16 protein-coding genes are annotated in these 17,535 nt (G+C 71.3%); 11 read left to right on the plus strand and 5 right to left on the minus strand.

The window, feature by feature from the left end; translation table 11 throughout:
- The first annotated feature begins 39 nt into the window (after positions 1-39).
- Positions 40-1,425 carry an L-serine ammonia-lyase gene (locus ACIO3O_RS00810; RefSeq protein WP_401740222.1) on the plus strand — a complete coding sequence of 462 codons (1,386 nt, stop codon included), beginning with the start codon at positions 40-42 and terminating at the stop codon, positions 1,423-1,425.
- Between the two features lie 42 nt (positions 1,426-1,467).
- Here the strand turns inward: ACIO3O_RS00810 and ACIO3O_RS00815 are convergent, their stop codons facing one another.
- Positions 1,468-2,535: an Lrp/AsnC family transcriptional regulator gene (locus ACIO3O_RS00815; RefSeq protein WP_401740224.1), complete on the minus strand. Its 1,068-nt coding sequence runs from the start codon at positions 2,533-2,535 to the stop codon at positions 1,468-1,470.
- 467 nt (positions 2,536-3,002) lie between these two features.
- Between ACIO3O_RS00815 and ACIO3O_RS00820 the strand changes: the two genes are divergently transcribed.
- From ACIO3O_RS00820 to ACIO3O_RS00835, 4 genes are all read left to right on the plus strand, one after another.
- Positions 3,003-3,719 carry an HNH endonuclease family protein gene (locus ACIO3O_RS00820; protein WP_401740225.1) on the plus strand — a complete coding sequence of 239 codons (717 nt, stop codon included), beginning with the start codon at positions 3,003-3,005 and terminating at the stop codon, positions 3,717-3,719.
- A 225-nt stretch (positions 3,720-3,944) separates the two neighbouring features.
- Complete coding sequence (locus ACIO3O_RS00825) at positions 3,945-4,376, plus strand: hypothetical protein (protein WP_401740226.1); 432 nt, start codon at positions 3,945-3,947, stop codon at positions 4,374-4,376.
- A 2-nt stretch (positions 4,377-4,378) separates the two neighbouring features.
- Positions 4,379-6,754: a caspase family protein gene (locus ACIO3O_RS00830; protein WP_401740228.1), complete on the plus strand. Its 2,376-nt coding sequence runs from the start codon at positions 4,379-4,381 to the stop codon at positions 6,752-6,754.
- A 100-nt stretch (positions 6,755-6,854) separates the two neighbouring features.
- Entirely contained in the window at positions 6,855-7,007 is a 153-nt protein-coding gene (locus tag ACIO3O_RS00835) for a hypothetical protein (protein WP_401740230.1), read from the plus strand.
- Here the strand turns inward: ACIO3O_RS00835 and ACIO3O_RS00840 are convergent.
- Positions 6,994-7,428, minus strand: coding sequence for a hypothetical protein (locus tag ACIO3O_RS00840; protein ID WP_401740231.1), 435 nt, complete (start codon positions 7,426-7,428; stop codon positions 6,994-6,996). The two genes, ACIO3O_RS00835 and ACIO3O_RS00840, sit on opposite strands and share 14 nt — an antisense overlap.
- 249 nt (positions 7,429-7,677) lie before the next feature.
- On the opposite strand from ACIO3O_RS00840, the gene kstD reads away from it, so the two are divergent.
- The 4 genes from kstD (at position 7,678) to ACIO3O_RS00860 (ending at position 11,795) form a co-directional block, all read left to right on the plus strand.
- Positions 7,678-9,444 carry a 3-oxosteroid 1-dehydrogenase gene (kstD, locus tag ACIO3O_RS00845; RefSeq protein WP_401740232.1) on the plus strand — a complete coding sequence of 589 codons (1,767 nt, stop codon included), beginning with the start codon at positions 7,678-7,680 and terminating at the stop codon, positions 9,442-9,444.
- 450 nt (positions 9,445-9,894) lie between these two features.
- Complete coding sequence (locus ACIO3O_RS00850; protein ID WP_401740234.1) at positions 9,895-10,713, plus strand: SDR family NAD(P)-dependent oxidoreductase; 819 nt, start codon at positions 9,895-9,897, stop codon at positions 10,711-10,713.
- Between the two features lie 114 nt (positions 10,714-10,827).
- Positions 10,828-11,262: a DUF664 domain-containing protein gene (locus tag ACIO3O_RS00855; RefSeq protein ID WP_401740235.1), complete on the plus strand. Its 435-nt coding sequence runs from the start codon at positions 10,828-10,830 to the stop codon at positions 11,260-11,262.
- An 83-nt stretch (positions 11,263-11,345) separates the two neighbouring features.
- Entirely contained in the window at positions 11,346-11,795 is a 450-nt protein-coding gene (locus ACIO3O_RS00860; RefSeq protein WP_401740237.1) for an SRPBCC family protein, read from the plus strand.
- 65 nt (positions 11,796-11,860) lie between these two features.
- Here ACIO3O_RS00860 and ACIO3O_RS00865 read toward each other — a convergent pair whose 3' ends face one another.
- Positions 11,861-12,457: a DUF2165 domain-containing protein gene (locus ACIO3O_RS00865; protein ID WP_401740239.1), complete on the minus strand. Its 597-nt coding sequence runs from the start codon at positions 12,455-12,457 to the stop codon at positions 11,861-11,863.
- A 219-nt stretch (positions 12,458-12,676) separates the two neighbouring features.
- Between ACIO3O_RS00865 and ACIO3O_RS00870 the strand changes: the two genes are divergently transcribed.
- Positions 12,677-13,591 (plus strand): TY-Chap domain-containing protein, encoded by a 915-nt coding sequence (locus ACIO3O_RS00870; RefSeq protein ID WP_401740241.1) that lies wholly within the window; start codon positions 12,677-12,679, stop codon positions 13,589-13,591.
- A 75-nt stretch (positions 13,592-13,666) separates the two neighbouring features.
- Here ACIO3O_RS00870 and ACIO3O_RS00875 read toward each other — a convergent pair whose 3' ends face one another.
- The gene (locus ACIO3O_RS00875; protein WP_401740242.1) at positions 13,667-14,911 is read right to left on the minus strand and encodes a serine hydrolase domain-containing protein; all 1,245 of its coding nucleotides are present in this window, start codon (positions 14,909-14,911) and stop codon (positions 13,667-13,669) included.
- Positions 14,912-15,231: 320 nt separating this feature from the next.
- Between ACIO3O_RS00875 and ACIO3O_RS00880 the strand changes: the two genes are divergently transcribed.
- The gene (locus ACIO3O_RS00880; protein ID WP_401740244.1) at positions 15,232-16,848 is read left to right on the plus strand and encodes an alpha/beta hydrolase; all 1,617 of its coding nucleotides are present in this window, start codon (positions 15,232-15,234) and stop codon (positions 16,846-16,848) included.
- Positions 16,849-16,924: 76 nt separating this feature from the next.
- Here ACIO3O_RS00880 and ACIO3O_RS00885 read toward each other — a convergent pair whose 3' ends face one another.
- Positions 16,925-17,521 carry a GNAT family N-acetyltransferase gene (locus ACIO3O_RS00885; protein WP_401740246.1) on the minus strand — a complete coding sequence of 199 codons (597 nt, stop codon included), beginning with the start codon at positions 17,519-17,521 and terminating at the stop codon, positions 16,925-16,927.
- Positions 17,522-17,535 lie beyond the last annotated feature (14 nt).

Here is a 17,535-nt window from a genome sequence, read left to right on the forward strand (position 1 = left end):
CGCCCCACCGGTTCAGCCTTCCCGAAAGGTGCTTTCCCCGTGGCCATCTCGGTCTTCGACCTGTTCTCGATCGGCATAGGCCCGTCCAGCTCCCACACGGTCGGACCCATGCGGGCCGCCCGCATGTTCGTGGGACGCCTGAAGAAGGACGGCCTGCTCGCCCAGACCACGTCCGTACGCGCAGAACTCTTCGGCTCCCTCGGCGCCACCGGCCACGGCCACGGCACCCCCAAAGCCGTCCTCCTCGGCCTCGAAGGCCACTCCCCCCGCACCGTCAACGTCGAGACCGCCGACGCCGAGGTCGAACGCATCCGCGCCACCGGCAAGCTCCGCCTGCTGGGCACCGACATCGGCGACGCCCACGAAATCGACTTCGACGAGCCCAACGAGCTCATCCTGCACCGCCGCCGCTCCCTCCCGTACCACGCGAACGGCATGACCCTCTTCGCCTACGACACCCAGGGCACGCCCCTGCTGGAGAAGACCTACTACTCCGTCGGCGGCGGCTTCGTCGTCGACGAGGACGCCGTCGCGGGCGAGAACCCGATCGTCCCCGACGACACCGTCCTCAAGCACCCCTTCCGCACCGGCGACGAACTCCTGCGCATGGCCCGCGAGACCGGCCTGTCCATCTCCTCGATGATGCTCGAGAACGAGAAGGCCTGGCGCACCGAGGAAGAGATCCGCGAGGGCCTCCTGGAGATCTGGCGCGTCATGCAGGCCTGCGTCTCGCGCGGCATGTCCCGCGAAGGCATCCTGCCCGGCGGCCTCAAGGTCCGCCGCCGCGCCGCGAACTCCGCCCGCCAGCTGCGCGCCGACGGCGACCCCAAGGCCCACGCCATGGAATGGGTCACCCTCTACGCCATGGCCGTCAACGAGGAGAACGCCGCAGGCGGCCGCGTCGTGACCGCCCCCACCAACGGCGCCGCGGGCATCATCCCCGCCGTCCTGCACTTCTACATGAACTTCGTCCCGAACGCGGACGAGGACGGCATCGTCCGCTTCCTCCTCGCCGCCGGCGCGATCGGCATGCTCTTCAAGGAGAACGCCTCCATCTCCGGCGCCGAGGTCGGCTGCCAGGGCGAAGTCGGCTCCGCCTGCTCCATGGCCGCCGGCGCCCTCGCCGAGGTCCTGGGCGGCACCCCCGAACAGGTCGAGAACGCCGCCGAGATCGGCATGGAACACAACCTCGGCCTCACCTGCGACCCCGTCGGCGGCCTCGTCCAGATCCCCTGCATCGAACGCAACGGCATGGCCGCCGTCAAGGCCGTCACCGCCGCGAAGATGGCCATGCGCGGCGACGGCAGCCACAAGGTCTCCCTCGACAAGGTCATCAAGACCATGAAGGAAACCGGCGCCGACATGAAGGTGAAGTACAAGGAAACCGCCCGCGGCGGCCTCGCTGTCAACGTCATCGAATGCTGAGGCGTCAACCGTCTCGCAGGGTGACGCCCAGACGAACCCCGGTCAGGTCAGGTGGTCCCACGGGCCCGCTGCCGGGATGCGGAGATCCACCGGCACGTGCTCCACCGCTCTGCCGCGCCGGTCCAGAATCCGGCCCATCCGCTTGACCGGGCGGATCACCAGGCGCCGGTCGGTGATCGTCACGTGGGGAAGGTTCTCCTCGACCTTGGCCTCGAACAGGCGCAGGTGGTCCGTCGAGGTGACCCAGACGGCAAGGAGCAGCTGCCGGCGTCCCACCAGTGAGGCGACCGCCCGTATCTCCGGGCAGAGCGACAGCCGGGCGGCGACCTCAGCGGTGCGGGTCGTGGGCGTGTCCGCGAAGAGCCAGGCGAGGACCGGGGTGGGACTGGCGAATCGGGAAACCTCCGCCCTCACCCGCAGCTGCCCCCGGGACTGCAGGAGCCGGAGCCTGCGCTGCGCCTTGCTCTCCGACATCCCTGCCGCGGCGGCGAGTTCGGCCAGCGGGGTGCGGCCGTCGAGTCCCAGCCGCAGCGCCATCTCCCAGTCGGCGTCGTCGAGTCGTTGCAGCCGTGCGGCAGGACGGCCGCGCTGGGCGGGGTCGGCCGACGCCCGGATGCCGTCGACCTGGCGGCGGCCCAGGATCCGTACGTGCCACTGGCTCGCCTCGACGTGGAGGGTGACGATCGGGTGCGTCACCGTGGAGCGGATCCCCTCCACGCGGGCCAGCCCGTCCAGTACGAAGTCGGAGAGTTCGACGGGGTCCCGGGCGATGACGGTGACCAGCAGGTCCTGCTCGCCCGAGGTCAGGTCGACGGTCATCGCGTGCGGCATCCGGGCGATCTGAGCAGCCACCCGGCTCACCGCCCCGTGCGCGCAGCGGATCTCCACGTACGCGAACGCGGTCGTGTTCTCCAGGGCGGGGCCGCAGGTCGTCCAGACCCGGCCGTCGGCCTCCAGCCTGCGCCACCGCCGGGCGGCCGTCACCGGGTCGATGCCGAGGGTGTCGCCGATGTCCTTCCAGCGGGCGCGCGGCGAGAGCTGCATCGCCTGCAACAGGGCGAGATCCGCCTCGCTCAGCACACCCGGGTCCTGGCCCTCGTCCGACGTCATACCCGAAGGCTCCAACGGCAAGAACCCCACCCACCAGGGCCATAAGCCCACCATGCGGGGGCTGAAATACCTGATCAGGATGGTGCCCGGGGGCGGAATCCGGACGCATGCCCCTACTTGCCGGAAAGCTCGGCCGCCCCCTGTTCTTACGGGCACCGGCGCCGTCGCCTGTGCGGTCGTCGTGGCTACCGACCGACTCCACCAGTCCCGAACGCCTGGACGCCATCCTTCGGCGACGTCCGGACCACCGCCGAAGTACTGAACCTGATCGGGTAGGAGCAGCTTTACGCCCGCATCAGCCTCTTCCTGGGCTGCTCCCCGTCGCCCGGACACAGGAAGCCACGAGTTCTCCTGCAGGGTCCATCCCCGCCGGGCCGATGATCACAGTTACCTCCCGCAGGAGTGAACACCCCCCGGAATCGGTCGACTTGGCGACGGCCGCCCCGCTACGAAGGTCGCGGAAGTCGGTGACCTTCGACCACGTAGGGGTGGGCACGATGTATTTCTCCCGCACGATCACAACCACAGCCGCAGCAGCGACGATCCTGGCGGCCCTGATCGCTCCCGCCGCCGCGCAGGCCCCCGCACCCGGGTCGCTCGGCGCCCCCGGCGACGTACTGACCATGCCGTTGCAGGACGCCCTCCAGGTCCTGATCATCCAGGACGAGTCCCGAGCCGGGTACGACCGGAGCAAGTTCAGGCACTGGGTCGACGCCGACAAGGACGGCTGCGACACCCGGTCCGAGGTCCTCCTCGAGGAAGCCTTCCTCCCCGCCCGGCAGGGCCCGAAATGCACCGTCAGCGGAGGCGAGTGGTACAGCTCGTACGACAACACCTACGTCGGGGACGCGAAGAAGCTCGACATCGACCACCTCGTCCCGCTCGCCGAAGCCTGGGACTCCGGCGCCTCCACCTGGACGGCCGCCCAGCGCCAGGCCTACGCGAACGACCTCGGCGACCCCCGCGCCCTCCTCGCGGTTTCCGCGGCCACCTACCGGTCCAAGGCCGACCAGGACCCCACCACCTGGATGCCGACCGAGGCGGCCCACTGCACGTACGTGGCCAACTGGACGGCCATCAAGATGCGATGGCAGCTCACCATCGACCCCGCCGAGGCCAACGCGCTCGCCCAAACCGCCGTGACCTGCGCCAACGCGCCGGTGAAGGTCACACTCGCCCGCTGATACCCCGTCACGCAGCCGCATTGCAGGCAGTCTGGCTCACCGAGGGGAGACAGAGTTGAGGTTGATGGGGGGGCTGTGTCCTACCGGGCCGAGAGTGAGTGCGGCGACCACATCGACGACCCGTCCGAAGTTCCGGAAACGTGAGTCCCCATTCGCCACCGCCCTCGCCCGAATGGCGTCACAATGTGCAGAAGGCTCTGGGACGACTCTCCACCGGAGGGACACATGGCCGAGGGCATACCGGCAAGAGACGGCGGCGCGGACCGGCGGGCGGGCGGTGCGCGGGATGTGAGGCTGGTCGTCGCACCCGATCCGGAGCTGGAGCCGGAGGCGGGTGAGCGGCTGGTCCGACGACTGCGGGCCGAAATCGCCGCCCTGGACGTCGAGTCGGCGCGCTTCGACGCCTCCGGCCCGGCTCCGCCCGGCGCGAAGGGTACCGACGCGCTCACCATCGGGGCCGTCGTCGTGGCGTTGAGCGCGTCCGGCGGGGTGTTCACGGCGCTCATCGACACGGTGCGCGACTGGCTCGGCAGGAACTCCGCAGGGCATCGGGTGTCGGTGACCATCGACGGCGACACGATCGAACTGGACCGGGCGTCGGACGCCGAGCGCGAGGCCCTGATCGACGCGTACGTCCGTCGGCACACGGAGGGTTGACGATGGGACGCCGTATCGCGCTGCTGATCGCCACGTACGAGTACCAGGATCCCGGGCTTCGGCAGCTGACCTCTCCGGCCCACGACGCGGAGGCGCTCGCCGAGGTGCTCCGGGACCCCGCCGTCGCCGGGTTCGAGGTGACGACCCTCCTCAACCAGCCGCATCACGTCGTCGGCGAGGCCATCGGTGACTTCTACCGCGACCGCCGCAGCGACGATCTCGCCCTGCTCTACTTCACGGGCCACGGCCTCAAGGACGAGGAGGGCCGACTCTATCTGGCGATGTCCAACTCCCGGCGGGAAAGCCTGCTGTTCACCGCACTGTCCGCCGAACAGATCGACCGGGCGATCGAGGGCTGCGTCTCGCGGCAGAAGGTACTGATCCTCGACTGTTGCTACAGCGGCGCGTTCGGTGCCCGGGGCCCCAAGGGAGACACCTCGGTCCAGGCTCTGGAGCGTTTCCAGGGCCGCGGCCGTACCGTGCTGACCGCCTCGGACGCGACGCAGTACTCGTTCGAGGGCAACCAGGCGCACGGCCACGCGGCGCAGTCGGTGTTCACCCGCTACCTGGTCGAGGGGCTGCGTGACGGCAGCGCGGATCTCGACGGCGACGGGGACATCACCCTCGACGAGCTCTACAGCTACGTCCACGACCGGGTCGTCGAGGAGATGCCGCAGCAGCGGCCCAAGAGGCAGGACAACGTCGAGGGCCGCACGGTCATCGCCAGCAACATCAACTGGACGCTTCCCGGCTACCTGCGCAACGCCCTCTCCAGTCCGCTGGCCAACGACCGGCTCGGCGCTCTCGACGGGCTCGCCCACCTGCACCGCATCGGCAACGAACGGGTGCGCGCGACCGTAGTGGAGGAGCTGCGCCTGCTCACCGAGGACGACAGCAGGCTCGTGTCGGGGGCGGCCGGTGAGCGGCTTCGAGGGCTTGTCGTACGGGCGGACACGCACGCGGGGGAACGGGGGCCCGGGCCTGCGGCGGCACAGCAAGCGGCGGCTCCGCCGACGCCGACGCCGACGCGGGCGGTGTCGCCCCTGGTACCGGAACCCCCACCCGAGCCAGATCCCCCTCCCGCGCGGCAGCCAGGGTCACGGGCCGCGACCGTCCGCCCGCCGTCCTCGCCGCCACCCGCTCCGCCCCGAACGCCGCTCCCGGACCGATCGACCGCACCTACCGCCGCCTCCACATCGGCGCCCGCGAGATCACTCATCCCCCGCAGCCGCCGGGCCAGGCTCATCCTCGCGGGTGCCATCGCCCTGGCGACAGCGGTCACGGTCATCTCGGTGATCCTCACCAACGGCGGAGGGGGATCCGGGGCGAACGGCAGCTCCACGGGCATGGGTTCCGGCGGTGCGATCACGCCCACGAAGCGTTTCAGCGGAGCCGGTGAGCGGATCGAGTTCCTTGCCGACGGAAAGACCCTGGTCATCGGCGACGAGCAGAAGGTAAGACTGTGGAGCGGGAGCATGACGACGCCCGACGTCACGCTCGACAAACAGGCGCGCTGGAGGTTCAGCCCGAACGGGAAGATCATCGCTGGCCAGGACGCCGACTCCACGACGGACGGCGTCGAGGTTCGCCTGAGGAACGTGGCCACGGGCAGGACGGTCAGCGTCCACGCCAAAGGGAGCAGCGTCGTCACGGCGTTCAGTACCGACGGCAAAATCCTCGCCACGGCCAGCACGATCGTCGCCGAGAAGTCCGGCCGTGACGTGCCCGTACAGGTCTGGAACGTCTCCGACGGCACACTCCGCGCCACCCTCACCGGCCACACCAACGGCGTCGAGAGCATGGCCTTCGCGCCCGACGGAACCCTGGTCACCGCGAGCACGGACCACACGGTGCGGCTGTGGAACGTGACGACGAAGAAGGCCGTCAGCACCCTTGGCGGTGCGGACGACGTCTTCGTCTACGACATGGTCCTGAGCCCCGACGGCAAGATGATCGCCACCTGGGCCGGTGACAAGCAGCCGGTGCGGCTGTGGAGCACCGCCACCGGCAAGCTGATCACCACGCGCAACGCCCTCAAGCCTCATGGCGTGTTCAGCCCCGACAGCAAGCTCTTCGCCTACGCCGACGCCGGCGGCGTACAGCTGTGGGACATCGACGCGGGCAGGGTGACCTTCACACTCAGCGGGTCTGCCGGGCCACTGCGATTCGCCCCGGACAGCAGGACGCTGGCAGCGGGCAGCGTGACCCACCCCTCATTGGTGGCGCTGTGGTCGGCGAGCACGGGCAGCGTCACCGGCAACCTGCCGGGCGGGCCCACCGCGTTGACCGACCTGGCGTTCAGCAAGGACGGCAAAACCCTCGCCGCGGCCTATGAGGAGAGCCAGGTAAGCCTGTGGGAGGTCCCTCGTCACTCATGACCTCCAGCCGTACCATCGCACCGACCCTCGGCGGGAGTCAGCGTCCGGGCTCCCCGGCCGCCCCGGCACCCAGCCCGAAGCAACGTGCGAGCTCGCCCCGGTGACCTGGGGCGCGATGATCGACGCGATCAAGGCCCAGGGCGTGCCCGACGAGACCGTCGGGAGGATCTGCGCGCAGGCTGCGGCGCAGATCAACGCCACCCCGGCCGCGGTGCGCGACACCTGGCCGGCCACCGGCGTCAGGCCGGACTGAGCCGGAGAACGGCGGTAGCCCGGGACGTGGAGGCTGCGTCCTTGCCCCGGGAGGCCCCGTGCACGACCGCTGCGTCGGAGGCCGGCGGTTCTGGTGAGAAGGTGCCGGTGGCCAGCAGGTCGCCGTTCGCGCCGTAGACCGTGACCAGGCCGTTCTTGGCCTTCTTCCCGTCGGAGAAGGCACCGGCCAGGAGCTTGGACGCAGCCCCCTGGTCCCGCGCCGGCGGGTGGGGCGGCGACAGCCGACCGGCAGACCGACCCCGACACATCCCCGTCCCGCAGGTCGCGGATCCGCACGGGCAGAGGGCGGGGTCGCGGTCGGCAGGGTGGGCGGACGCATCCGCAGCCGTCTCGGGAAACGCAGTGCGCGCCCCGTCCTGGCGTTGTGGCGCGTGCGGGGTGTCGCTGACGTCCACGGACATGTCGCCTGTTCCTTGCTTCCGGTGGCTGGTGTTCTCCCGGTGCAAGCGGCCCTCTCCTGTGCGGGCGGACCTCGCCCCACCCCCGGTGTCCCCCTCTCGCGCCCCCCGGTTCCGCCGAGACTCGGCCCCAGGAGCAGTCGCGTCACGGTCCGCCCCAGGACCGATGCCTCGTTGCGCCTTGACATCGCAGGCGGAAGCCGTCAGTTTCCTGACGCACCATCAACTCTCCCTCAAGCCCTTGGAGTTGCCGTGCACGATGTCTCTCTACCCTCGCGTCGTACGGTGCTCGGCGCCGCCGGGCTGGCGGCCGGCAGCGGGCTGCTGGGGTCCGGCACGAGATCGTACGCAGCGGACGTGCCGACCCTCGGGGCCTACGACGTGGTCGTCGTGGGGTCGGGCGCTGCCGGTCTCACCGCTGCGCTCGCCGCGGCCGGACGCGGGTTGAGCTGCCTGGTCGTCGAGAAGGCTCCGACCTTCGGCGGCTCCGCCGCCCGTTCGGGAGCGGGCATCTGGATACCCAACAACCCGGTCATCCGCGGCGCCGGAGTTCCCGACACCCCGGACAAGGCCGCCCGCTATCTCGCGTCGGTGGCCGGGGACGACGTACCCGTGGAACGGCAGCGGGCCTTCCTCGCAGGCGGACCGAAGATGATCGACTTCGTGCAGCGCAACAGCCCCCTGCGGTTCCGCTGGATGGAGGGTTACAGCGACTACTACCCGGAGCGGCCCGGTGGCCTGGCGATGGGGCGCTCCATCGAGCCGGACGTCTTCGACGGGAACCGCCTCGGCCCGGAACTGGCGCACCTCAACCCGTCGTACCTCCCCGTCCCCGCCGGAATGGTGATCTTCAGCCAGGACTACCGGTGGCTGAACCTCACCGCGGTCAGCGCCAAGGGCGCCGCCGTGGCCGCGCAGGCCCTGGCGCGCGGCACCGCGGCGGCGCTGCGCGGCGAAAAACCTCTGACGATGGGCCAGGCGCTGGCGGGGGCGCTGCGCAAGGGGCTGCTGGACGCGGGCGTGCCGGTGTGGCTGAACACCCCGCTGGTCGACCTGCACACCGCGGGCGGCCGGATCACCGGGGTCCTGGTCGAACGGGCGGGCACGCCCGGCCTGGTGCGGGCCCGGCACGGGGTGATCGTCGGTTCGGGCGGCTTCGAGCACGACGCGGCCATGCGCAAGCAGTACCAGCGGGCGCCCATCGGGACCGAGTGGACCATGGGAGCCAAGGAGAACACCGGCGACGGCATCCGTGCGGGACAGCGCGCGGGGGCGGCGCTCGCGCTGATGGACGACGCCTGGTGGGGTCCGACGGTCCCACTGCCCGACGGCCCGTACTTCTGCCTCGCCGAACGCACCCTGCCCGGCGGGCTGTTCGTGGATGCGGCGGGCAGGAGGTACGTCAACGAGGCCGCACCGTACTCGGACGTCGTCCACCGCATGTACGACCGCGATCCCGCCGAGCCGTGCATTCCGTCGTGGCTGGTGGTCGACCAGAACTACCGCAATCGATACCTGTTCCGTACGGTGGCGCCCACGTTGCCCTTCCCCGCCTCCTGGTACTCCTCGGGCGCGGTGCGCTCCGCGCTGACCCTGGACGGGCTCGCCCGCGCGATCGGCGTGCCCGGGGCGGCGCTGCGTGCGACCGTGGACCGGTTCAACGGCCAGGCGCGCGCGGGCAGGGACACCGATCAGGGGCGTGGCGACAGTGCGTACGACCACTACTTCGCCGACCCCTCGATCGCCCCCAACCCCACACTGGCCCCGCTGTGGCTGCCGCCCTTCCACGCCCTGAAGATCGTGCCCGGTGACCTGGGGACCAAGGGAGGCATCGTCACCGACGCCGCCGCGCGCGCACTGAGGGAGGACGGCTCGGTCATTCCCGGGCTGTACGCGGCGGGCAACGCGAGCGCCGCGGTGATGGGGCACAGCTACGCGGGCGCGGGCTCGACGATCGGCCCGGCCATGACCTTCGGCTACCTCGCGGCGCAGGACATCGCGGACCGTGCCGCGCGCTGAGGTGCCGCGGTGGCGGTGCGCCGCCCGCTGTCCAGGCGCTGCCGGGCGAGTGTCCTGGGTGGTGGGCGGCAGGCCGGCCGAAGTCCGCACCCGAACCCCTCGACATCGCGTACGTCGACGTCTGCGCCGATCTCGCACTGCCGGTCCGGCGGCTGCCGCCCGGAAGCAGTCTCAGCAGCATCGATACGGGTCGCTCCGGTGCGGGGTGAAGGAGAAGCCCCGTCCCCGGTCAGCGCATCCGCGGGTCAGCGGCGTCCGCCCGTGCGCCCCATCGTGCGTCCGCGCGCCCGAGGGCGCTTCCGCAGCAGGGGTGACGCCGGTACCGGCCGCCCACGACGATGAACTGCTGCCGCACGGCCGGGGCCGTACCGCTCAGGGGCTTCTCCGTGCGCCCACGGTCCGGGGCCAGGAACGAAACCGCTCGGGGGGAATTCCATGAGAAGGCGCTGGGTGATCACAGGGTGCTCCTCGGGGCTGGGACAGGCATTGGCCTCCGCTGCCGCGCGCAACGGTGACGAACTCGTCGTCACCGCCCGCAAGACCGCGGATCTCGACGCCCTGGTGAGCGCCTGGCCCGGACGCGTCACCGCGGTGCCGCTCGAACTGCGGGACGCCGGTTCCTGCGAACGGGCCGTGCGGCTGGCCCACGAGCGGCTCGGCGGCATCGACGTCCTGGTCAACAACGCGGGAACCGGCATGTTCGGCGCGGTCGAGGAGACCTCGGACGCCGACCTGCGCGATCTGTTGGAGGTCCTGGTCGTCGGCCCCTGGCGGCTGACGCGTCTCGTCCTGCCCCTGATGCGGAACCAGGGCCACGGCCACGTCGTCAACGTCTCCTCCGTGGCGGGGCACGTCGCCCTCCCCGGCGCCGCCGCCTACGCCGCCGGCAAGCAGGCCCTCGAAGCCATGAGCCAGACCCTGGCGCTGGAAGCGGCACCCCACAACATCCACGTCACCGTCTTGGAACCGGGCATGTACGCCACCCAGTACGGCACCGCCATGACCCGGGTCCAGGAGCACATCGAGGCCTACGATGTCACCAACAGCGCCGTGCTGGCCGCCTTCCGCGCGCTCGCCGACAACCCCGACTCCGGACGGCCGGAAGACTTCGCGGAGCAGGTGCTGGCCCTCGTCGCCGACGGCAGCCGCACGCCGCTGCGCGTTCCGGTGGGCGACGACGCCTTCGGCTACCGGGAAGCGGCCGCGAGGTCGGACCTGGAAGAACTCGACGCGGCCCGGGCGCTCTTGCGCCGGTCCCCCTCGGCCTGAGGCACAGTCCCCCGGCCGGCACCGAGGCGCGCCGGGCACACGGCCGCACACATTCCTGAGACCCGTCGGCGCGTGCACTGCGGGATCGGCTCCCCGCACTGCGAGACTTCCGCGGTGAATGACGCCGAGGCCAACGACGACAGGGCCGGAGCCCGCGACCCGCGAGGGCCGGGAGACCGACTGGCGGAATTCCTGGCCGACCCGGCGCACCTGTCGATGGATCTGGCAACCTCGGTGCGTCAGTGCGCGCACGCTCTGGGGCTGTCGGACGTGGTGGTGTTTCTCGCCGACATCCAACAGCGCCGGCTGACCGCTCTGAACCTGGCCGCTCCCCTGCAGGAGATCGACAGCTCCGTGGCCGGTGCCAGCTATCGGACCCAGACCCCGCAACTGGAGCCCCTGGGACACGGGGTGACACTGTGGCAGCCACTGATCGACGGCGTGGAACGCCTGGGGGTGGCACTCGCCCACATGATCGAGGAGACCGCCCGACACGCAGGCCACGCGGACATCCTCCGCGAGATCACCGACGGCACGACCGGTCGCTGACACCGCGTCGACCGCCTCGTCCGACCGCCTCGTCCGACCGCCGGGGACGCCGCCCCGCGCTCACTCGCAGGGAGCCCTTCACCATGCACCGATACGACGTCAGAGTGACCACCCGCGCCACGCCGGAAACCGTCTGGAAGTTGTTGGTCGATGCCGCGAGCTGGCCGCTGTGGTCCACGGTGGACAGTCTGGATACGACACGGTCGGTCGACCTCGACCCGGGCGGCGACGACCGCGTCGGCGCCGTCCGGGCCTTCCGGACGGGACGCACCGTGACCGGTGAGCGCATCACCGAGAAGGTCGAGCAACGCCTCTTGGCCTACGAAGACGCGTTCAACCCGTCGATGCACAACTACCGCGCGCGCATCGAGTTGAGGCCGACAGCGAGCGCCGGCACGGCCATCCGCTGGTACGGCGAGTACGAAACGAGCCGGCTGCTGGGCTGGGTCATGCCGCGCCACCTCCAGAAGTTCATGCGCGGCATGGCCGAAGGGCTTGCCCGCTACGCCGAGGAGCGCCAGTCGTCCCAGTGATGCCAACGCCACGGCACCCTGGCCGTCCTGACCGGAGGCCGGACGCAGGCGCTGCGTGGTCGGCCTCAGGTCCGTGCCGTATCTGCCCGGCGGATCCCGGGCAGGTGCACGACGAGGAGCGTGAAGGCAGCGAGTGCCAGGTTGCGGGCGGCGGCGTCCAGACCGTTCCAGTCGGACGACTGCCACATGGCGAACCACTCGCCGCCGATGGCGAGGAAGCCCATCCCGAAGAGCAGCAGCATCATGACCAGGCCCACGGTGCTGGCCGCGCGGGCGCGATCGTACGCGTCGCGGCGCAGCCCCGTGATCCAGAACCAGGTGGCGGTGAGGAGGACGGCCGCGGTCAGCGTCTCCCAGGCGATGACCGCGACGTAGGCGGCGTTCTGAACGGCGGAGGACTCGACTGCCCGCCACATCAGGTCAGGATCCTTGAACGTGGTGTCCATGCTCAGGACGTGCTGGACGAACTGCTGGTTGGTCCCGAAATCTGTGATGTTTCCGAACGCGACCAGGGACATGCAGAGCGCGACGACCGCCGTCAGCGCGGTCGCCGCGACGGGCGGCGCACCCAGCCGGAGGAACCAGTTCCGCGGGGCGGCCGGGGCCGGTCCCGAGGAAGGGGACCCGGAGCCGGTGCTGGTCGGTCGATGGGCCTGTGCCATGTGTGTGCCCTCCCTCGTCGTCCCGCGGGCAGTGTGACCACGGGGCGTCCTTGTCCCTCTTCACGTGCGCGGGCCTTTCGGCGGTCCTGCTTGCTGACAACTATCGCCCTTGGGCACAACGGACCGGGAGGCGGCCCCGGCCGCGCGTGACGTCGGTGGCCGTCTCCCCACGGGCCCCGGTGCCCGGTGGCGGAGGAGGGGTTGGGCATGCTGGGAGGCATGGAATCGACAGTGTGGGACGCGTTGTTGGGGCACGGTGAAGTGCCGCTTGTCGCCCGCTACTTGGGAGACGAGTACGTGCAGGACCGGGACCGACTGCGGATCGGGGCGCCGGAGGACTCCGTCGCCGTCACGCTGACCCGGTGCGGTGAACACCACGTGGTGGCGGAGGTGTGGCCCCCCGAGGGCATGTCGCTGACCGCCGTTCAGGAACGGGCCCTGAGGGAGCTCGGCTGGAAGAACAGGGACACAGGCGTCTCGCCGGCCCGGCCCACCTGGTGCCTGGAGTGGCGCTGGTACGCCGACATTCCCACGCAGCACGGCCGGGCCGTCGTGGCCGCGCTGCGCGACGTGCTGGAGGTTCCCACCGAGCGGGTGACGGTGCGCGGCTGGGGCGTGGACGGCCCGTTCAGGGTCCACGGCCTGGAGCGTTTCGATGATCGTCCCAGCGCACGCGGCGTCACCGGCCCGTGCACGGCGTGGGCCGACCTGCGGGCACGCCTGGACTGGGTGCTGGGCACGTTGCCGACCGACGCAGCCGTGGTCATGAGCGGTCCGCAGGGCAGCGTCGTCCAGTTCATGACGACGGTCAACGGCACGGTCCTCACCGGTGCGTCCGGCGCGGAACTCGACGTCGCGAACCTGCCGACACCGGATGACCCGGGCAGCGAGCAGTCCCGGCGCATGCTCGCGGACGGCTGGCTGCCCGAAGTCATGGGCCCGGGCTTCGCCGAGTGGACGCTCGGCGAGCCCGTCGTCCACTCCGGCGCCGGCCCGCTGGCCCGCAAGGCCGTCGCGGCCCTGCAAACCCTGGGCGCCGAACGGCCGGACGAGGTCACCGTGACCGTCTTCCGCAACGGCTCCCGCCCCGACCCGGCCTACGCCGTCGAGGAGCTCGGTCTCTCCCCGACGTGAGCGCGCCCCGCTCTCAGCTTGACGCTCACCTCGCGCTTCCCGTTGGTGGCACAAGGCCGGAACGAGCTGCGGTGGTCAGGGTGTGCAGAATTCAGCCTCGGTGACGGGAGGAACCTGGGCATTCCAGTCCCCGTTGAGGTTCAGGGACAGGGCGTGTTCGCCGTTCGCCGTCGTGACGGACTGCGAAATCGAGCCCTGGATACCGCCGTTGTGCCCCCACACCTCGACGCCGCAGGACAGGGTGAACTTCATCAGGCCCAGGCCGTAGGAGACGTCGGGCACCCCCTTGATGGGTACGGTCGTCGTCATCTCCTTCCGTTGGGGCTCCTTCAGGATGCGCCCGGACAGCAGACTCCGGTAGAAGCGGTTGAGATCACGGGTGTTGGTGATCATCTCCCCGGCCGCGCCCGCCAGAGAGGGATTGAGCTCGCTGACGTCGTACGTCGTGCTCTTCGGGTCGGCCGGGCCGCCGAGTTCGCCGGTCAGCTTGGAGTAGGCGCGCCCGCTGGGCCCCGGCATGCGGGTCCGGGTGCCGGGGAACGTCGTGGAGTCCAGGTGCAGGGGGCGCAGGATGCGGCGTTCGATCTCCCGTGCGTACGCGCGGCCGGTGGCCTTCTGGATCACCATGGCCGCCAGGACGTAGTTGGTGTCGGAGTAGCTCCAGCCCGTGCCGGGTGCGAAGGAAGGCTCGTGGGTCATGGCGAGCCGGACGATGTGTTCGGGCGTCCAGGTGTCGAAGCGGTGCCGCAGGAAGCCGGTGCCGAATTCCTTGCGCTTGAAACCGGGGTCGTCGGTGTAACTGTAGATACCGCTGGTGTGGTTGAGGAGCTGGCGCACGGTAATGCCCGTGCCGTCGTGCCCCTTGCCGCGTACGACTCCGGGCAGCCAGTGGTCCACGGTGTCGGTCAGGCTCAGCCTGCCCTCGGCCTCCAGTTGGAGCATCACCGCGGCCACGAACGTCTTGGTGAGGGAACCGGCGCGGAACCGGTCGTCGTCCCGTGGCTGTCGGCCGCTCGCCAGGTCGGCGGTGCCCGAACGGCCCGTCCATACGTCGTGGCCCCGTTCGGCACGGGCGAGCGCGCCGGGCGGGCCGCCCCGCACCGCTGCGTCCAGGGCCTGCTGGGTGGCCCGGTGATCGCTCGGACGGTGCCCTGCGTCCCGGGTCCCGGCGGAGGCGGACGGGGTGACGGGCGAGGCCACCATCGCGGCCGCGATCAGCCCGACGGCCGTATGCCGCAGTCTGTTCCTCCCGCGCCCGCTGCCGTTGCGCGAGCCGGGCGTGTGCGGTCCGGCTGTTGCCGCGCGTGCGTGGTGGTGCATGGAGGGGCTCCCGACCTGTCTGGGTGTCAACTGGTGTGCGGGACCAGTATTTTCAGGAAAGGAGCTGGTGGAGGAGCCTGCTTGCCACCGTTTCGGGGTGGGGGTAACCCCCGTGTGCGGGCGGTCGGCGGCGGCGCCGGACGGCTCCCCCGGCGGGGTCCACAGCGGCCGGCTCCTCCCCCAGGAGGACGCCGACCGGGCCCCTGGTCCCAAGCCGCGTGCCGGGCGGGACCGAGGTCCTCGTGCGCGCGGGCGACGCGCGCGGGCGGGGCTGACTCCTAGCCTCGGGGCAACCCGTACCGGCAACCTTCGGAGCCCCCTTGTCCCTTCTCCGCTCCTCCGTGCTCCGCGCCTCCTGCGTCTCACTGGCCGTCGCCGCCTGTCTCAGCACGGTCCCGCCCCTGGCCTCGGCCGCGGACTCTCCGGCCGACGAGGTCTCCGGAGCCCCGCTCGGCCGTTTCTACGAGCAGCGCCCCGCCTGGAGCAGCTGCGCCGGGAACTCCCAGGACACCACGGGCCGCGCCATGGACAGCGCGGGCCTGCAATGCGCCGACCTGACCGTGCCGTTGGACTACTCCGCGCCCCAGGGGCGCACCATCACGGTGGCGGTCTCCCGGCTGAAGGCCGCCGACACCCGACGCCGCATCGGCACCCTCCTGATCAACATCGGCGGCCCCGGCGGTCCGGCCCTCGCGGTCCCGCCGGTCATCCGGCAGGCGATGAAGGACGTCGGCCCGCGGTACGACATCGTCGGCTTCGACCCGCGCTTCGTCGGCCGCAGCACTCCCCTGGACTGCCGCTGGCCCGTCGGAAGCGCCTGGTTCTCCGCCGGGGCGGACCGGGCGGGGTTCGACCGCCAAGTCTCTTTGCAGAAACGCCTGTCCGCCCAGTGCCGCTCCGCCGGGGCGTCCGCGCTCCCGTACACCCCGGGGACACCGCCGCCCTCGGTGCTCCCGTACATCACCACCCGCAACACCGCCCGCGACATGGACGTCATCCGCGCCGCACTCGGCGAGCGGAAGATCTCCTATCTCGGCTACTCGTACGGCACCTATCTGGGCACCGTCTACACCCAGATGTTCCCCGGCCGGTTCGACCGGGTGGTGCTCGACGGCGCGTTCGCCCCGGACGACTACGGCCCCCGCATGCTGAAGGGCTCCGAGGCCGAGAACGAGCAGGCCCTCGCCGACTGGGCCGCCTGGGCGGCGGAGCGCCACACCACCTACCGCCTGGGCCGTACCCGTGACGACGTGCTCGCGGCCGTCGACCGGATCGTGGCAGCGTCCGCGCGCAAGCCGCTGGAAATCGGCACCGGCACCGACGCCTTCCGGCTCGACGACACCCAGGTGCCCGCGCTCCTCTTCACGGCCACCGCCGACGACACCGACCCGGCCCGGGCCTCCTTCAGCGAGCAGATGTCGGTACTGGCCCGGGCCGCCGAGGGAGCGGCGCCGACAGCGCTCCCGGCGGAGTTCGCCGCTTCGCTGCGCTACCTGCTGTACGGCGGGAGCGAACCCTCGGGCGTCCAGCACGCGGTCCTCTGCGGGGACGTGGGCGCCCCGCGGGACCCCCGGTCGTATTGGCTGGAAATCCAGGGCAGCCGGGCGGCGCATCCGCTGTTCGGGCCGATGACCCACAACATCGGCCCGTGCGCCTTCTGGGACCGGCCGCGTGAACGGCCCACCCGGGTACGGCACGACGCCCCGGCCCTGATCGTGGCCGCCACCGGCGATCCGCGCACCACCTACCGCAGCAGCGTCGCCCTGCACGACCTCCTGCCGAGCTCCCGGCTGGTCACCCTGCGGGGCGCCAACCGGCACGGTCTCTTCGGTCGTTACGGCAGCACCTGCGTGGACGACGAGGTCAACCGCTACCTGGCCACCGGCCGGCTGCCGGTGCAGGACCCGACGTGCGTCAAGGAGCGCCGTACACCGTAGGGCCCGCAACGGCCGGCCGTACGAAGGGACCGCCCCCGGCGTCCCGGAGCGCCCTCCTCGGCCCAGCCACGTCCGGTCACCGTGCGGGCTGGTGCGGCGGTGGCACCACAGGTCGACCACCGTGTGCGCCGAAGCCCTGGTCCGTCGCCAGCCGGGCGTGCCGCTCCACGTCGTACCGTGCTTCCCCGTAGCGCAGCTTGTCCCGCTCCAGGCCCTCGACGGCGAAGCCCGCCCGCAGGGCCACCGCGCACGACGCCGGGTTGTTCGTACGGTGCCCCAACTCCAGCCTGTGGAGCGCGAGTTCACCGAAGCAGAAGTCCGCCAGCGCCCGGGTTCCCGCCACCGCGACGCCTCTCCCCCGGGCGGCCTCCGCCGTCCAGTACGAGATCCAGCCGCTGTCGTGCGTACGGTTCACGGCGGAGACGGCGACGTTGCCCAGGACCGGGCCCGCGTCGCCGTCCGTCACGGCGAAGGCGTACGCCGTGCCCGTGGCCCGCCGCCCGTGGCATCGAGCGATCCAGTCCAGGGCCTCCGCCTCGTCCCGTGCCTCCCCGATCTGCCGGGCCAGCTCCGGGGACGAGGAGCAGGTCGCCGCGAGGAAGGCGGCGTCCTCCTCCCGCCACTCCCTCAGCACGAACCCCTCGGGCGTACTCAACGTCGTCAGTACAGCCATGGCTCCTCCCGTTC

Source organism: Streptomyces sp. NPDC087440 (assembly GCF_044744005.1).
GTDB lineage: Bacteria > Actinomycetota > Actinomycetes > Streptomycetales > Streptomycetaceae > Streptomyces.

Excerpts from the sequence above, each read along its gene's own strand:
- ACIO3O_RS00830 (WP_401740228.1), top strand. The coding sequence starts at position 4,379 with ATGGGACGCCGTATCGCGCTGCTGATCGCCACGTACGAGTACCAGGAT.
- ACIO3O_RS00875 (WP_401740242.1), bottom strand. The coding sequence starts at position 14,911 with ATGCACCACCACGCACGCGCGGCAACAGCCGGACCGCACACGCCCGGC.
- ACIO3O_RS00840 (WP_401740231.1), bottom strand. The coding sequence starts at position 7,428 with ATGTCCGTGGACGTCAGCGACACCCCGCACGCGCCACAACGCCAGGAC.
- ACIO3O_RS00870 (WP_401740241.1), top strand. The coding sequence starts at position 12,677 with ATGGAATCGACAGTGTGGGACGCGTTGTTGGGGCACGGTGAAGTGCCG.
- ACIO3O_RS00825 (WP_401740226.1), top strand. The coding sequence starts at position 3,945 with ATGGCCGAGGGCATACCGGCAAGAGACGGCGGCGCGGACCGGCGGGCG.
- ACIO3O_RS00860 (WP_401740237.1), top strand. The coding sequence starts at position 11,346 with ATGCACCGATACGACGTCAGAGTGACCACCCGCGCCACGCCGGAAACC.
- ACIO3O_RS00815 (WP_401740224.1), bottom strand. The coding sequence starts at position 2,535 with ATGACGTCGGACGAGGGCCAGGACCCGGGTGTGCTGAGCGAGGCGGAT.
- ACIO3O_RS00865 (WP_401740239.1), bottom strand. The coding sequence starts at position 12,457 with ATGGCACAGGCCCATCGACCGACCAGCACCGGCTCCGGGTCCCCTTCC.
- ACIO3O_RS00885 (WP_401740246.1), bottom strand. The coding sequence starts at position 17,521 with ATGGCTGTACTGACGACGTTGAGTACGCCCGAGGGGTTCGTGCTGAGG.